Origin of the sequence: Corynebacterium gottingense (assembly GCF_007559235.1) — a bacterium.
GTDB lineage: Bacteria > Actinomycetota > Actinomycetes > Mycobacteriales > Mycobacteriaceae > Corynebacterium > Corynebacterium gottingense.
Genome location: NZ_VMHH01000004.1, coordinates 15,818 through 30,491, shown reverse-complemented (window position 1 = coordinate 30,491; position 14,674 = coordinate 15,818). Strand labels below are relative to the sequence as shown.

General features: G+C 67.2%; 14 protein-coding genes. 4 read left to right on the top strand and 10 right to left on the bottom strand.

The annotated features are described in order from the left end of the window. Positions 1 to 28: 28 nt before the first annotated feature. The 6 genes from FPH17_RS06185 to clpS are packed head-to-tail and all read right to left on the bottom strand — an operon-like array spanning position 29 to position 4,521. Entirely contained in the window at positions 29 to 793 is a 765-nt protein-coding gene (locus tag FPH17_RS06185) for an MBL fold metallo-hydrolase (protein WP_154879215.1), read from the bottom strand. Positions 794 to 847: 54 nt separating this feature from the next. Continuing rightward, the gene (murI, locus tag FPH17_RS06180; RefSeq protein WP_154879213.1) at positions 848 to 1,711 is read right to left on the bottom strand and encodes a glutamate racemase; all 864 of its coding nucleotides are present in this window, start codon (positions 1,709 to 1,711) and stop codon (positions 848 to 850) included. 30 nt (positions 1,712 to 1,741) lie between these two features. Further along, positions 1,742 to 2,542 (bottom strand): rhomboid family intramembrane serine protease, encoded by an 801-nt coding sequence (locus FPH17_RS06175; RefSeq protein ID WP_154879211.1) that lies wholly within the window; start codon positions 2,540 to 2,542, stop codon positions 1,742 to 1,744. Between the two features lie 45 nt (positions 2,543 to 2,587). Continuing rightward, positions 2,588 to 3,631, bottom strand: coding sequence for a P1 family peptidase (locus tag FPH17_RS06170; RefSeq protein ID WP_154879209.1), 1,044 nt, complete (start codon positions 3,629 to 3,631; stop codon positions 2,588 to 2,590). Between the two features lie 4 nt (positions 3,632 to 3,635). Beyond that, positions 3,636 to 4,175: a DUF2017 domain-containing protein gene (locus FPH17_RS06165; protein WP_154879207.1), complete on the bottom strand. Its 540-nt coding sequence runs from the start codon at positions 4,173 to 4,175 to the stop codon at positions 3,636 to 3,638. Positions 4,176 to 4,179: 4 nt separating this feature from the next. Further along, complete coding sequence (gene clpS, locus FPH17_RS06160) at positions 4,180 to 4,521, bottom strand: ATP-dependent Clp protease adapter ClpS (protein WP_095275565.1); 342 nt, start codon at positions 4,519 to 4,521, stop codon at positions 4,180 to 4,182. A gap of 90 nt (positions 4,522 to 4,611) precedes the next feature. Here clpS and FPH17_RS06155 point away from each other — a divergent pair, with 90 nt between their 5' ends. The 3 genes from FPH17_RS06155 to FPH17_RS06145 all read left to right on the top strand — a co-directional run bounded on the left by FPH17_RS06155 (position 4,612) and on the right by FPH17_RS06145 (position 8,592). Continuing rightward, a complete protein-coding gene (locus tag FPH17_RS06155; protein ID WP_154879197.1) occupies positions 4,612 to 5,148 on the top strand; it encodes a CAP domain-containing protein in 537 nt (178 codons plus the stop codon). A gap of 88 nt (positions 5,149 to 5,236) precedes the next feature. Further along, on the top strand, positions 5,237 to 6,577 hold the full coding sequence (locus tag FPH17_RS06150) for a nicotinate phosphoribosyltransferase (protein WP_154879194.1): 1,341 nt from the start codon (positions 5,237 to 5,239) through the stop codon (positions 6,575 to 6,577). Between the two features lie 26 nt (positions 6,578 to 6,603). Beyond that, a complete protein-coding gene (locus tag FPH17_RS06145; protein ID WP_244288070.1) occupies positions 6,604 to 8,592 on the top strand; it encodes an ATP-dependent DNA helicase in 1,989 nt (662 codons plus the stop codon). Here the strand turns inward: FPH17_RS06145 and FPH17_RS06140 are convergent. The 4 genes from FPH17_RS06140 to nrdF form a co-directional block, all read right to left on the bottom strand. Continuing rightward, positions 8,589 to 9,332 carry an aminoacyl-tRNA hydrolase gene (locus FPH17_RS06140; protein ID WP_244288069.1) on the bottom strand — a complete coding sequence of 248 codons (744 nt, stop codon included), beginning with the start codon at positions 9,330 to 9,332 and terminating at the stop codon, positions 8,589 to 8,591. The two genes, FPH17_RS06145 and FPH17_RS06140, sit on opposite strands and share 4 nt — an antisense overlap. Then, positions 9,329 to 10,588 carry a phosphoserine phosphatase SerB gene (serB, locus tag FPH17_RS06135; protein ID WP_154879190.1) on the bottom strand — a complete coding sequence of 420 codons (1,260 nt, stop codon included), beginning with the start codon at positions 10,586 to 10,588 and terminating at the stop codon, positions 9,329 to 9,331. The genes FPH17_RS06140 and serB overlap by 4 nt, the downstream gene beginning before the upstream one ends. Positions 10,589 to 10,668: 80 nt before the next feature. Next, positions 10,669 to 12,426: an aa3-type cytochrome oxidase subunit I gene (gene ctaD / locus FPH17_RS06130; protein ID WP_154879187.1), complete on the bottom strand. Its 1,758-nt coding sequence runs from the start codon at positions 12,424 to 12,426 to the stop codon at positions 10,669 to 10,671. 356 nt (positions 12,427 to 12,782) lie between these two features. Beyond that, the gene (nrdF, locus tag FPH17_RS06125) at positions 12,783 to 13,772 is read right to left on the bottom strand and encodes a class 1b ribonucleoside-diphosphate reductase subunit beta (protein ID WP_095275364.1); all 990 of its coding nucleotides are present in this window, start codon (positions 13,770 to 13,772) and stop codon (positions 12,783 to 12,785) included. A 127-nt stretch (positions 13,773 to 13,899) separates the two neighbouring features. Here nrdF and FPH17_RS06120 point away from each other — a divergent pair, with 127 nt between their 5' ends. Next, positions 13,900 to 14,613, top strand: a complete 714-nt coding sequence (locus tag FPH17_RS06120; protein WP_095275363.1) for a FadR/GntR family transcriptional regulator — start codon at positions 13,900 to 13,902, stop codon at positions 14,611 to 14,613. The last annotated feature ends 61 nt before the right edge of the window (positions 14,614 to 14,674 follow it).

The window sequence follows — 14,674 nt, the reverse complement described above, 5'->3', positions numbered from 1 at the left end:
CGCCCCAGCCTAACGCACGCCGCGCGCCCTACAGCTCGAAGACGTCCCCCGCGGAGCCGACCACGATCTCGCCATCAAACTCGGCGCGCGCAGCCTCGAGCGTGGCCTGCGTGCTAGTCCACGGCTGGATGTGCACGAGCACCAGCGTCTTCACCCCAGCCTCGCGGGCGATCCGACCGGCCTCTGTGCCGGAAAGGTGCATCCCCGGCGCCATCCCCTCCGAGGTCGGGCCCCAGGCAGCTTCGCAGAGGAAGAGGTCGGCGTTGCGGGCGGCGTCGATAAGCGTGGGCGTCCACGCGCTATCCCCGGAATAGGCGATTGCGCGCGAGCCGTCCTCGATGCGCAGCGCGTGCGACTCCGCAGCCGGGTGCACGACCTCGAACGGTGTCACGGTCACCCCGCCGAGGGTTTCCGCCTGCCCGGCGCGCCACGGCGCGAAGTCGAAGGTGTCGGCGATGTCGTCGATCTGGCCCGGGCCGTCCGCGCTCATCCGGCCGACATGCTCCGGCGTGTAGCTCGGGCCGAACATGCGGTGGCGCGACGCCGCCGGCTTTTCCGGGTGGTAGCGGCGCCACACCAGCAGCGAGGCGATGTCGGAGCAGTGGTCCGCGTGCAGGTGGCTGAAGCACACGTGCGCGTCCGCCGGGTCGAAGTGTTCCTGCATGGCGGCGAGGGCGCCGGGGCCGAAATCCAACAGAATGTCGCTGTGCCCGGGCGCGCTCACCACGTAGGAGGAGCCGGGGTTGCCTGGCGCGGCCAGGCTCCCGGAGCAGCCGAGGATGGTCAACTTCATGCGCTTACTGTGCCACGAATCTGCGGGGAATTCTAAACTTCGGGGCATTTTTGCTTATCGACGCCCCACAGCCCCCAAGTTTTGCTCCCCCACTGCCCGCACCTGCGGCCCCAGGAAGCGCGCGGCCAGCCGGTCGAACACCGCCGGGTCGCCCGTCGACGCAAACACCCGCTCGGGCGCGCGGCCGCTCTCGGACTGCGGCGGGGCGAGCATGTCGCGCTCCGTGAGCACGCGCAGCACGTCCTTCGACGTCTCCTCCGCCGAAGAGACAAGCGTGACCTGTTCGCCGATGGCCAGCTGAATCACGCCCGAGAGCAGCGGGTAATGCGTGCAGCCCAGCACCAGAGTGTCCACGCCTGCGGCCTGCAGCGGTTCGAGGTACCCCTGCGCCACGCCGAGGATCTGGCGGCCGGAGGTAATACCGCGCTCCACAAACTCCACAAAGGCCGGGCACGCCGCCGCAGTGACCTGCAAATCGGACTTGAGCGAGAAGAGGTCCTGGTACGCCCCCGACTTAATGGTGCCCGCGGTGCCGATGACGCCCACCTTGTTGTTCCGCGTCGTCGCGATCGCGCGGCGCACGGCGGGCTGGATGACCTCGATGACGGGGATGTCGTACCGCTCGCGCGCATCGTGCAGGAATGCGGCGGTGGCGGTGTTGCAGGCAATGACGAGCATCTTGCAGCCCTGGTCTACGAGCTGGTCGCCGATGCGCCGTGCGTGCGCGCGCACGTCTGCGATCGGCTGCGGACCGTACGGACTGTGGGCCGTATCGCCGATGTAGGTGATTGCTTCATCGGGCAGCTGATCCATCACGGCGCGCGCGACGGTCAGTCCTCCCACACCGGAGTCGAAGATGCCGATCGGGGCCGTATTTCCCCCGCTGGTTCCGTTGCTACTCCCACTGTGCTGTTCCATGGGTGCCATTGTGCCACCCGTGTCGCCGCGCTAGTAGCCCGCCTGTTTCCGAGCTTTCTTCGCCTCGCGCTTGGCCACCAGCTCCGGCGGGTCGTCCGAGGTGATGATCATGCCGGCGAAAAATCCGCCGATGGCGCCGAAGAGGTGCGCCTGCCAGCTCACGCCGGGCGTGCCCGGCAGCACGCCCAGGATCAGCCCGGAGTAGAAGAACGCGAGCACGAGGCCCAGCGCGATCTGTGTCCCGGATCGGTTGAAGATGCCGCGCACCAGCAGGTAGATCAGCCAGCCGTAAATGACGCCCGAGGCGCCGAGGTGGTTGGTACCAATCCCGCCGAACAGCCAGGTGCCCAGCCCGCTGAATACCGTGGCAAACGTCGTGACCTCCCAGAAGACGCGCTTGCCCGAGTAACCGATGAGGAACGCGAAAATCGCGCCGGTGACCGAGTTACCCACGATGTGCTCGAGGTTGGCGTGCAGCAGCGGGGCGGTGAAAATGTGCCAGATGCTCACCAGGTCGAGCGGGTGGATGCCCCAGTACTGCAGGAGCCCTCCGAACAGCCCCTCGTTGAGCAGGAACACCGCCCAGATCACCACCAGGTAGCCGATGGCAAACGTGAACCCCGTGCGCCGCTGCTTCTTGCGCTTGGTCCGTTTATCTTCCGGCTGCACGCCGTCTGGGAACGCGGGCAGCTGCGTCTCAGGGTGCGAGAACGGCCGCTGGAACGGCTTGCCGTAGCCGGGCTGGTGGGTCGGGCCGTAGCCCCAGCCCGCGCCCTGGTACGGGCTACTGGGTGGGGTCGGGCCGCTGGTTCCGTAAGGATTGTGTGTCATCGCTAATAAGTGTAGCCGGGGCGCCCCCCGGCGCGCTGAGCACGCTTATCGACGCCCACCAGCAGCCACGTCCGACCACGCCGTCACCCCGAAACCGCCCGTGGCGCTGCACACCGCATCCACGATCGCTGCCTCCACCGCGTCCGCCGCGGCACCGCCAAGGTGCGCGAGCGCTTCCGGTGCCAGCGGCTGACCGGCGTCGCCCTGCCCACCCGCGTCTTGACCATCATCTTTCGGGGCGGAGACGGCGAAGAGGGTGTCGCCGTCCAGCGGCGAGTGGGCGGGGCGGATCGCGCGGGCGATGCCGTCGTGCCCCGTCATGGCCAGGCGCTGCAGCTGCGGCACCGGGAGGTCCACGTCGGTGGCCACCACGCCGATGGTGGTGTTCAGCCGCGGGTCCGGCGCGCCGCTGCCAGGGGCGGGCCGCTGCAGGGTGCGGTACCGCTCGAGGTCCACGGCGGGTTTCGAGGCATCGCCAAACAGCAGCCCCGTCGCGGGGTCAACCACGGAGCCCACCGGGTTTACTACCACCGCGGCGGTCACCGTCGCGCGCCTGCGCGCCCCGGGAAGTTCCACCGCGCGGGACGCGATGCCGAACCCGCCGCGCAGGACGCCGGCGGTCGCGCCGCAGCCGGCACCGACGCTGCCCGACGCCAACGGTTCGCCCGCGGCGCTCTCTAGCGCGGCGGCCACGGCTGCGGCCCCGTCACTCGCAGTTGGGCGGTGCGACGGATCACCGACGGCTAGGTCGAAAATGACGGCTGCGGGGACGATGGGCACGCGCGGGCCAGGCACGCCCTCGCCGAAGACTGGGAACCCCCGCCCGCGCGACTCCAGCTCGCGCATCGCGCCATCGGCGGCGGCCAAGCCGAACGCGGAACCGCCGCACAGCAGGATGGCGTGGACTCGCTCGACCGTGTTGTGTGGGGCGAGCAGGTCGGTCTCGCGGGTGCCCGGCCCGCCGCCGCGCACGTCGACGGCGGCGCGCATCCCGCGCGGGTCGGCGGCGACGAACGCGGTCACACCGGTGTCGCCCAAGGAGAGGTGGGCCGCGGGGAGGATTGGGGCCGCGGTGGCGTCGACAAGCATCCGCTTACTCGCAGAGCACCTCGACGAGGGAGTCCTGGCAGAACGCGAGCCACTCCATGAGGCGCTCGCGGTCCTGTGCCTGGCCCTCGCCGCCGCGATCATCCGCGGACACGTAGAGGCGCATGTCATTGAGCGCGGCGACGAACTGGTGGGCCTCCTGCTCGTCGATGCTCACCTCCACGCCACCGTTGGGACCCAGCACGTCATTGATCACCTGCATGTTCATCAGCTTCGCGCGGATGATGTCGTTCTCGTGCAGGCTGCGGAGCAGGCCGTTGTCGCCGTCGAACTCCTCGTCGCCCTCGCGCTCGAAATTGGGCAGCAGGCGGGCGAGCTTCGGGTCCTCTGGGGCCTCGGTGTGGCCCGTGGACATGCCGACCATCTCTGCAAACTCGTCCTTTGGCGCGGACTGTGCGCGCGAGATGAGCGCCTCCGACACGGTCGCGGTGAGGTCGCCGATCACCTCGCGCTCCAACGGATCGAACTTGGTAGTGAACTTCACGCCTGAGCGCATCAGGCCTTTCTTCTTACGCCACGGTTGCATAGCTCTACCCCGCCTGCTGCATCGTCGCCCACAGGCCGGCGGTGTGCAGCTTCTTCACGTCGCCCTCGACCTTGTCCTTCTCACCAGAGGAGACCACGGCCTTACCCTCGGTGTGTACCTGCATCATCAGCTCGTTCGCGCGCTTGCGGTCGTAGCCCAGCACCGTCTGGAACACGTAGGTGACGTAGCTCATCAGGTTGACCGGGTCGTCCCACACAATGCACATCCATGGCAGGTTCTCTCCAGCCGCGACCTCAACCTTCAGGTCCTCCTCAAGGTCCGGGGTAGCCATCGGCGAGCTCATTTGCGGCACTCGGCTCGCGGCTGAACTCGCTTCCGGGCTCATGTCCTGGCGCGTGAATTCGCAATTCATGCGGACCAGCCTACCGGTTGTTTCCCGCACGTGTGCCCCGGGAGGTTGCTAGGATCAGGGCCCATGCGGAACATCCCCAGCCTCCAGGAGCTGCCTGTCTCCACCGAGCAGTTGCTGCGTGCCGTGCTCGCCGTCCTCGGTATCGTCAGCGCGGTCGCTCTCACCGTGGTCAGCGCTCAGCACTCCGACGGCTCCTCGCACGCGGACGGGCGCGGCGACAGCTACGTCGATCCCGACTTTGACACCGGGCAGCAGCTCGAGGAGATCCGCTCCGACTTCTTTACCGCCGTCGCCCAGTTGCGTATCGACGACACGCTGCCCCCAGTCAGCCTCGACCCCGACTTGCAGCGCACCGCCCAAGCCCAAGCAGAGGGCAACGCGGTCACCGGTGAGCAGCCACCGCTGGATGCCGGCGAGAAGACCGCGCAGGTCTCCGCCCACCTCCCGGTAGAGCAGGCCTCCGGTTATGAGTTCTTCGAGCTGTTCACCCACTCGCCTGAGCACATGGAGGTGCTGCTGGATGATCGCCACCGCGACGTGGGCATCGGCGTGGCCTACGGGCGCGGCGATGTGTGGGTCGTCGTGGCGTTTGCGGGGTAGTCGCGAGGTAGTGATGGGAAGGCGCGCGGAGCAGTGCCCGCGCAAATAAACGCGACCCGCGCGCAACCAAGGCGTAGTCTGTAAGACCATGACGAACTCCACGCCGGACTCCACAGCGTTTCTGACCGACATGTACGAGCTCACCATGCTCGACGCCGCACTGCAGGACGGCACCGCACACCGCCAATGCGCGTTCGAGGTGTTTACCCGGCGCCTACCCGGCGAGCGCCGCTACGGCGTGGTCGCCGGCACCTCGCGCGTGATCGACGCGGTGGAGAAGTTCCGCTTCACGCAAGACCAGATCGACTCGGCCGACTTCCTGTCCGACGAGGCCAAGGACTACTTGGCCAACTACCGGTTCTCGGGCGACATCGACGGCTACCGCGAAGGCGACATCTACTTCCCCTACTCCCCCATCATGACGCTGCGTGGCACCTTCGCCGAGTGCGTCATCCTGGAAACCGTCATCCTCTCCATCCTGAACTCGGACTCCGCTGTCGCCTCCGCCGCCTCCCGCATGGTCTCGGCTGCGGACGGCCGCCCGATCATTGAGATGGGCTCGCGCCGCACCCACGAGCAGTCCGCCGTGACCGCCGCCCGCGCCGCCTACATCGCCGGGTTCGAGGCCACCTCCAATATGGAGGCCTCGCTGCGCTACGGCATCCCGCCGTCAGGCACCGCCGCGCACTCCTGGACGCTGCTGCACGTGGACGAGGACGGCAAGCCGGACGAGAAAGCGGCGTTCAAGGCACAGATTGACCGGCTGGGCGTGGATACCACGCTGTTGGTGGACACCTTCGACATCACCAAGGGCGTGGCCAACGCCATCGAGGTCGCTGGCACGGAGCTCGGCGCGGTGCGCATCGACTCGGGCGATCTGGGCATCGTGTCGCGCCGCGTGCGCCAGCAGCTGGACAAGGTCGGCGCGTTCAACACCCGCATCATCGTCTCCTCCGACCTCGACGAGTTCGCCATCGCCGGGTTGCGCGGCGACCCGGTCGACGGGTTCGGCGTGGGCACCTCCGTGGTCACCGGATCCGGCGCCCCCACTGCCGGGCTGGTGTACAAGCTCGTCGAGGTGGAGGGCCACCCGGTGGCGAAGCGCTCGTCGGGCAAGCAGACCTACGGCGGTGCGAAGACGGCGCTGCGCGGCTACCGCGCGTCTGGCGTCGCTGTCGCCGAGATCGTTTACCCGCTCGACGCGGAGATCACCCGCAAGCCCAACCTGGATTACCACGAGATCGTGGTGCCGATGGTGCGCGGCGGCAAGCGCCTCCCCGAGTACGACGAGCAGCACGGCAGCCTGGAGCAGGCCCGCACCCTGCACGCCGCGGCGCGCGGCACCCTGCCGTGGGAGGGCCTCGCGCTCTCGCGCGGCGACGCCGCTATCCCGACGCGATTCGTCGGCTTCCCCGACCCGCTGGACTAACACCGACCCCGCTACACTTTCACGGTGTGAGCACGCGCGAGGAAGAAGAAGGCACCACCACCGGCGACGTTCCCCTGAGCGGGGAGACGCTGGATTTGTTGGGCGCTGTCGTCGATAAGCTTGGGGGTGCAACGCGCGAGGGGCAGCAGCGCATGGCTGAGGCCGTGGCGCACGCACTGGACACGGAGCGCCACCTCGCGGTACAGGCCGGCACCGGTACCGGCAAATCCTTCGCCTACCTCGTGCCCGCGGTACGCTACGCACAGGCCAACGACACCACGGTAGTCGTGTCCACCGCCACGCTCGCGCTGCAGCGCCAGCTGGTGCAGCGCGACCTGCCGCGCCTTGCGGATGCGCTCGAGCCGCACTTGCCGCACCGCCCCACCTTTGCGATTCAAAAAGGCCGCAACAACTACGTCTGCCTGAACAAGCTCGCGCAGGACGAGCCAGAGGGATCGCTTATCGACGAATCCGAGCTCTCCTGGACCGGCCGCCACGTCAAGCGCGTGGCCGAGTGGGCGCAGGAGACCGAGACCGGCGACCGTGACGACCTCTCCCCCGGCGTGCCGGACCTGGCATGGCGGCAGGTCTCCGTGACCTCCAACGAGTGCCTCGGTGCGGCCCGCTGCCCGCACGGCGAGGAGTGCTTCGCCGAGCTCGCGCGAGAGAAGACGCGCGACGTGGACGTCGTGGTGACCAACCACGCGCTCCTGGCCATCGACGCGCTCGCAGATTCCAACATCCTGCCCGAGCACGAGGCCGTGCTCATCGACGAGGCCCACGAGCTGGACGCGCGCATCACCTCCGTGGCCACGAACGAGATCTCCGCCCGAGCGCTCACACTCGCGGCGCGGCGCGCGGACAAGATCGGCGGCGACGGTGACAAGCTCGAGGAGGTCAAGGACGACTTCACCGCGGTGCTCGACCTGGAGCAGCCCGGCCGCTGGGAGCGCATCTCCGACCCAGCCCGCGGCGCGTTCGCCGCGCTTCGCGACGCGCTCTGGGCCACCCGCACCAGCATCGCGGACAGCCCCGAGGGCGAATCGGAGAACAACCCGGAGAAGTTTGCCGAGCGCACGAACCTGAAGAACCACCTCGGCGACCTCCACGACGCGGTCGTACGCATCCTGGGCGTGTTTGACGAGGACGACCCCGCCAAGCACACGGACGTGGTGTGGCTGACCCGCAACGAGCGCTTCGGAGACTCCGTCGCCGTCGCGCCCCTGTCCGTGGCGGCCCTGCTTCGCGAGAACCTGTTCGGCGAGCAAACCGTCGTGCTCACCTCCGCTACGCTCACGGTCGGCGGCAACTTCGACGCGATGGCCGCTGCCTGGGGCCTGCCGTCCGGGTCCTGGGACAGTTTGGACGCGGGCACCCCGTTCGACCCGGCGAAGGCCGGCATCCTCTACACCGCCCGTCACCTCCCAGCCCCGGGCCGGGATGGGCTGAGCCGCGAGACCCTGGACGAGATCGCCACCCTCATTACTGCCGCGGGCGGGCGTACCCTGGGGCTGTTCTCCTCGCGCCGTGCCGCCGAGCAGGCAGCGGAGGCGATGCGCGCACGACTCCCCTTTGACATTTTCCTACAGGGCGAGGACTCCACCGGCGCGCTCGTGACCGCCTTTGCCAACTCGGAAAACTCGTGTCTGTTTGGCACCCTGTCGCTCTGGCAGGGCGTGGACGTGCCCGGCAGTTCCCTCTCGCTCGTGCTCATTGACCGCATCCCCTTCCCCCGCCCCGACGACCCGCTCCTCCAGGCGCGCGCCAACGCCGCGGACGCCGCCGGCCGCTCCGGGTTCATGGAGGTCTCCGCAACCCACGCGGCGCTCCTCATGGCGCAGGGGGCCGGCCGCCTGCTGCGCTCGGTGGACGACCGCGGCGTCGTCGCAGTGCTGGACAACCGCTTAGTCACCAAGCGCTACGGCGCATTCCTCCTGCGCTCGCTGCCGCCCTTCTGGCAAACCGACCGGCTCGACGTAGTCACCGGGGCGCTCAAGCGCCTGGTCGCCCGCTAGCTGTACTGACCCGGTCGTCCGCTCGCCGGGTCGAACGCGCCCGGCGGCAGCGTGAGCACCGTCATCGAGCCGGGCGCGACCTCGGTAAAGCCCGCATCGCGCACCGGCACCGCGCCCGGGTGCGCCGCGCAAGCGGCGAACACGTCCGCAGGCACCTCGCGCACGTTCAGCGGGCACCCGGCGGCAGCCCACTTACGCACCTCGCCCTCCGGGCGCGCTGCCGCGTACAGCATCGACGCGTGCCCCACCTGCGCCGCCGCCTTCCCGGCCGTCATCTCGAGGGACGCGTCCACCACGATCGTCGGCGCGGTCGGGTCGAACGGGAGCGGGCCCTCGTCGGCCGGCAGGTCCGTGCCGCGGATCTGCAGGTTCGCCAGCTCGTGCGGCACCTCGGACACCGCGGAGGGCACGAACGCGCGCACGCTGCCGACGGTCACGCCGGGCAGCGCCTGGACGTCGTCCCACGCCTTGTTGCGGGCGCGCCGCACCACCTTCCGGATCCTGCGGGAGTACCACGCTTCGAGCCGCTCGCGCCAAAACCCGTCGCGCTCGGCCCGCTCGTCGAGGCAGACGAGGAGGGCAGCACGTGCGGCGTCGATAAGCATGGCGTTGCGGGCGGGCGGGTCCTGCTTCGGCAGATTGATGGCCATTTGCATCGCCTGCACCGCCGCGGGGTCGTCGGGGTCGCCGGAGCCTGCGCCTATCGACGCCGCGAGCAACCCGTGCGCCGACGCCGTCACAGCGGGCGCCTGGTGTCGATGCCTGCGGCCGCGTCGGAGGAGTCGATCTCCTCGCGGGGAATGCCCAGGATGTAGAGGACCTCGTCCAAGAACGGGAAGTTCACCGACGCGTCCGCGACCTCCTTGAGGGCGGGCTTGGCGTTGAACGCGATGCCGAGGCCGGCGCGGGAGATCATGTCGATGTCGTTGGCGCCGTCGCCCACCGCGACCGTCTGCGAAAGCGCCAGCCCGGAATCCGCGGCGAACTCGGCGAGGAAGTCCGCCTTGGCCTTGCGGTCCACCACCTTGCCGATGACCCGGCCGGTGAGCTTGCCGTCCTCAATCTCCAGCGTGTTGGCGCGCACGTAGTCCAGCTCGAGGTCCGCGGCGAGGTCCTCCAGCACCTGGATGAATCCGCCGGAGACGACCGCCGTGCGGTAGCCCAACGAGTTGAGCGTGCGGATGGTGGTGCGGGCGCCCGGGGTGAGCTCGATGTCGGCGGCGACACGGTCGATGACGGAGGCGTCGAGCCCAGCCAGTGCCTTCACGCGCTCGCGCAGCGACTCCTCGAAGTCCAGCTCGCCGCGCATCGCGCGCGCCGTTACCTCGGCCACCTCCGCTTCGCGGCCGGCGTGGGCGGCGAGCATCTCGATCACCTCGCCGGTGATCAGCGTTGAGTCGCAGTCGAAGCAGACGAGGCGCTTCGCGCGCCGGTGCAGGCCTGCGTGCTCCATCGCCACGTCCACGCCGAGTTCGCCGGAGAGTTCCGCCAGGCGCTTGCGCAGCTCCTGGGCGTCGCCGGGAGTGTAGTCCGGCATGGTGATGCGGAATTCCAGGCCGGTCACCGGGTACTGGGCAACGCCGCGGATGGCGTCGATGTTCGCGCCCACGGCGGCAAGCTCCGCGCCGAGGCGAGAGATAGCCTCCGCGCTGACTGGGTTGCCCAGGGCCACGAGCACGTGCGTCGAGCGGGGGCGCGACACCGCGCGGACTTCCGCGTGTGTCTCGATGTTCACGCGCTGGCCGTACTCCCACAGCCCGTCGCGAAGCTCTCGCTCAACCTGCGTGAGCGAGTGGGGATCCATGCCTACCAGGGCCGCGAGCATCATGCGTCCGCGGAAGTCTGTCTGGGAGACGTCGAGCAGCTGCACCCCGTGCCGAGCGAGGACGGTGAAAAACTCGGCGGAAACGCCGGGGCGGTCCGGGCCCGAGGTGGAAATCACCGCGGGCTTGAGCCCCGGTTGCAGTTCGACTTGGAAGGCTGGCTGGTTGGTCACAAACCAGGACGATAGCACAGCAAAACCCCTCACCGAGGCGGTGAGGGGTAATTACTGTCAGGGGGTTCGCGCCAACCGAATTACTTGGTCACAGCGGTAGAACCGGTGGTTGCGGACTCGCCCTTCCAGGTTGCCGGGCCGTCTGCGTGGTGGCCGGCGTGCGCCTCGCGGCGCAGGGTCTCCACCATGTGCGGGTAGTGCAGCTCGAACGCGGGGCGCTCGGAGCGGATGCGCGGCAGCGCGGTGAAGTTGTGGCGCGGCGGCGGGCAAGAGGTTGCCCACTCGAGGGAGTTGCCGTAGCCCCACGGGTCGTCCACGGTGACGACCTCGCCGTAGCGCCAGGACTTGAACACGTTCCAGATGAACGGCAGCATACCGATGCCCAGGATCAGGGCGCCGACGGTGGAGACCTGGTTCAGGAAGGTGAAGCCGTCGGTGTCCAGGTAGTCGGCGTAGCGACGCGGCATGCCCATGTTGCCCAGCCAGTGCTGGACCAGGAAGGTCATGTTGAAGCCGATGAAGACCAGCCAGAAGGAAAGCTTTGCCAGACGCTCGTCCAGCATGCGACCCGTCATCTTCGGGAACCAGAAGTGGACGCCGGCGATTGCGGAGAACACCACGGTACCGAACAGCGTGTAGTGGAAGTGCGCGACGACGAAGTAGGAGTCGTGCAGGTGGAAGTCCAGCGGCGGGGACGCCAGCATGATGCCGGTCAGGCCGCCGAAGAGGAAGGTGAACAGGAAGCCCATCGCCCACATCATCGGGGACTCGAAGGTGATGTGGCCGTTCCACATGGTGCCGACCCAGTTAAAGAACTTCACGCCGGTCGGCACGGCGATGAGGAAGGTCATGAAGGAGAAGAACGGCAGCAGGATCGCGCCGGTGGCGAACATGTGGTGCGCCCACACGGCCATGGACAGGCCGGCGATGGCCAGCGTTGCGAAGACGAGGCCGATGTAGCCGAAGATCGGCTTACGGGAGAAGACCGGGACGATCTCGGAGATGATGCCGAAGAACGGCAGCGCCAGGACGTACACCTCCGGGTGGCCGAAGAACCAGAACAGGTGCTGCCACAGGACGGAGCCGCCATTAGCGGTGTCGTAGATGTGGCCGCCGAGCAGGCGGTCGTACAGCACGCCCAGTGCCGCGGCGAGCAGCAGCGGGAAGATCATCAGCACGATGATGGAGGTGACGAACACGGTCCAGGTGAAGACCGGCAGGCGGAACATGGTCATGCCCGGTGCGCGCATGGTCAGCACGGTGGTGAGCATGTTGATCGCGGAGGCGACGGTACCAACACCGGTTGCGCCCACGCCGACGATCCAGAGGTTGGCGGAGACGGACGGGGTGTGGACTGCGTCAGCCAGCGGCATGTACATAGTCCAGCCAAAGTCGGCCGCGCCACCCGGCGTGATGAAGCCGGAGAGCATGGCGACAACGCCGACGGTGGTGATCCAGAAACCGAAGGCGTTCAGGCGCGGGAAGGCCACGTCCGGTGCGCCGATCTGCAGCGGCAAAACGTAGTTAGCAAAGCCCCAGACGATTGGGGTACCAAAGGCCAGCAGCATCACCGTGCCGTGCATGGTGAACAGCTGGTTGAACTGCTCGTTGGACAGGAACTGCATGCCCGGGTGGAACAGCTCAGCACGGATAAGCAGTGCCATGAAACCGCCGAGGAAGAACCAGACGAAGGACATGATGATGTACATGATGCCCAGTTCTTTGTGGTCGGTCGTGGTCAGCTGCATGTAAATTTTGGAGCCACGGCGAGCGTGTCCCGTCGGCTCCGGACGTGTCGGCGGGACATGATTGTCCAGCCTTGGCGCCACAGCGGTCATTCGATCCTCCTGACTTCGGCTCGCCACCGCAATGGCGGCGAGGCCTTGTTAGATACCGAATCATCATATGTGATCGGCTCATGAAATTGCCAGCCCTCCCAGGCCAGCTACAGGTTAAACAATAGGCCCTTGCGTCACATCGTGCGCGTCGGTCCGAAAGCACCACGCGCGATCCGCCGGGATTGCCCCGCGTGCGCGCCCACTCCCCCGCCGAGGCTGGCGCGACACGCCTAAACACCTCGGCTGTTCTACGGTTGACCCCATGCGTGGTCAACCGCGCGTCGCGTTCCCCCGTTGTATATCAAACGAAAGGTTGAGGCTTATCGACGCTCACGTGGTCGTCGATAAGCAAGCCCCTAAAAGTCCCAATCCTCATCGGCGGTATCTTCCGCCTTGCCGATGACGTAGGACGAGCCGGAGCCGGAGAAGAAGTCGTGGTTCTCATCCGCGTTCGGCGACAGCGACGCGAGGATCGCCGGCGACACCTTGGTCTCATCCGCCGGGAAGAGCCCCTCGTAGCCGAGGTTGTTCAGCGCCTTGTTGGCGTTGTAGCGCAGGAAGCGCTTGACGTCCTCGGTCCAGCCGAGCGGGTCGTAGATGTCCTCGGTGTACTGCTGCTCGTTCTCGTAGAGGTCGTAGAGCAGATCAAAGGTGTACTCCTTCAGCTCCTCCTGGCGCTCCGGGGACTCCTCGCGCAGCGCTACCTGGTACTTGTAGCCGATGTAGTAGCCGTGCACGGCCTCGTCACGGATGATGAGGCGGATGATGTCGGCGGTGTTGGTCAGCTTGGAGTGCACCGACCAGTTCAGCGGCAGGTAGAACCCGGAGTAGAAGAGGAAGGACTCCAGCATCACGGAGGCGATCTTCTTCTTCAGCGGGTCGTCGCCGCGGTAGTAGGACTTGACGATCTTCGCCTTGCGCTGCACCTGGGCGTTTTCCTCGGTCCAACGGAATGCGTCGTTAATCTGCGGCGTGGACGCCAGCGTCATATAGATATTGCTGTACGACTTCGCGTGCACGGACTCCATGAAGGCGATGTTGGTATACACGGCCTCCTCGTGCAGCGTGCGCGAATCCGGGATCAGCGACACCGCGCCGACCGTGCCCTGGATGGTGTCCAGCAGGGTCAGGTTCGCAAACACGCGCATAGTGGCGAGCTGCTCCGCGTCATTGAGCGTGTTCCAGCTCGGGATGTCGTTGGACACCGGAATCTTTTCCGGCAGCCAGAAATTACCGGTGAGGCGGTCCCACACCTCCTGGTCCTTATCATCCGGAATCTCATTCCAGTTGATCGCCTTAATCGGGTTCGGGTGGCTATCCAGGTATGCCTGATATTCCTCGCTCATGGCTCACATCCTAACCGAATGTCTTCTTCCCCCGCACCGCGCGTCACGCGATTTTGTTTACCCCCGTTGAGGACTAGGATAATGGTAGTTCTATTTCTCGTTTTCCCACCATATGAGGTTGAATTCCATGGCCGCACCCCAGGAACCTTCGGCGGAACCCCTGCTCACGTCGATCCTTGACACCCTCGGCGAGCAAATCATTTCCGGCGCCCTCGAACCCGGATACACCTTTACATTGCAGGACTTATCCTCCAGGTTTGGCATCTCTCGCACCGTCGCCCGCGAGGTCATGCGCGCGCTCGAGCAGATGGGGCTCGTCTCCTCGTCGCGCCGCGTAGGCATTAAGGTACTGCCGCCCGAGCACTGGGCGGTGTTTGATCAGTCCGTGATCAAGTGGCGGCTCTCGTGCGCCGAGCAGCGCCCCGCGCAGATTACGTCGCTCAACGAGTTGCGCACCGCCGTCGAGCCGGTCGCCGCGCTGCTGGCCGCCAGCCACGCAACGCCCGCGCAGTCGGCGCGCCTGCTCGAGCTCGCGGAGCTGCTGGTCAAACTTTCCGAGGCGGGCGCCGGCAACACGCAGGAGTTCCTCGACGCGGACAAGGAGTTCCACACGCTGATCCTGCACGCGTCGGGCAACGAGATGTTTTCCACCCTCGCGGAACCCATCATGCACGTGCTCGAAGGCCGCACGCGCTACGGCATCATGCCGGACGATCCCTCAGTGCCCGCGATGCGCATCCACGTCGACCTGGCAAAGGCAATTAACGACGGCGACGCCTCCGCCTCCGAAGCTGCCTCCCGCGACCTGCTCACCGGGATCAAAACCTTCCTGGCGATCTAATAGAGAGGTACAAAAAGGGGCCTGCCCGCCGAAGTCGGCGCGCAGGCCCTCTTTACGTGTC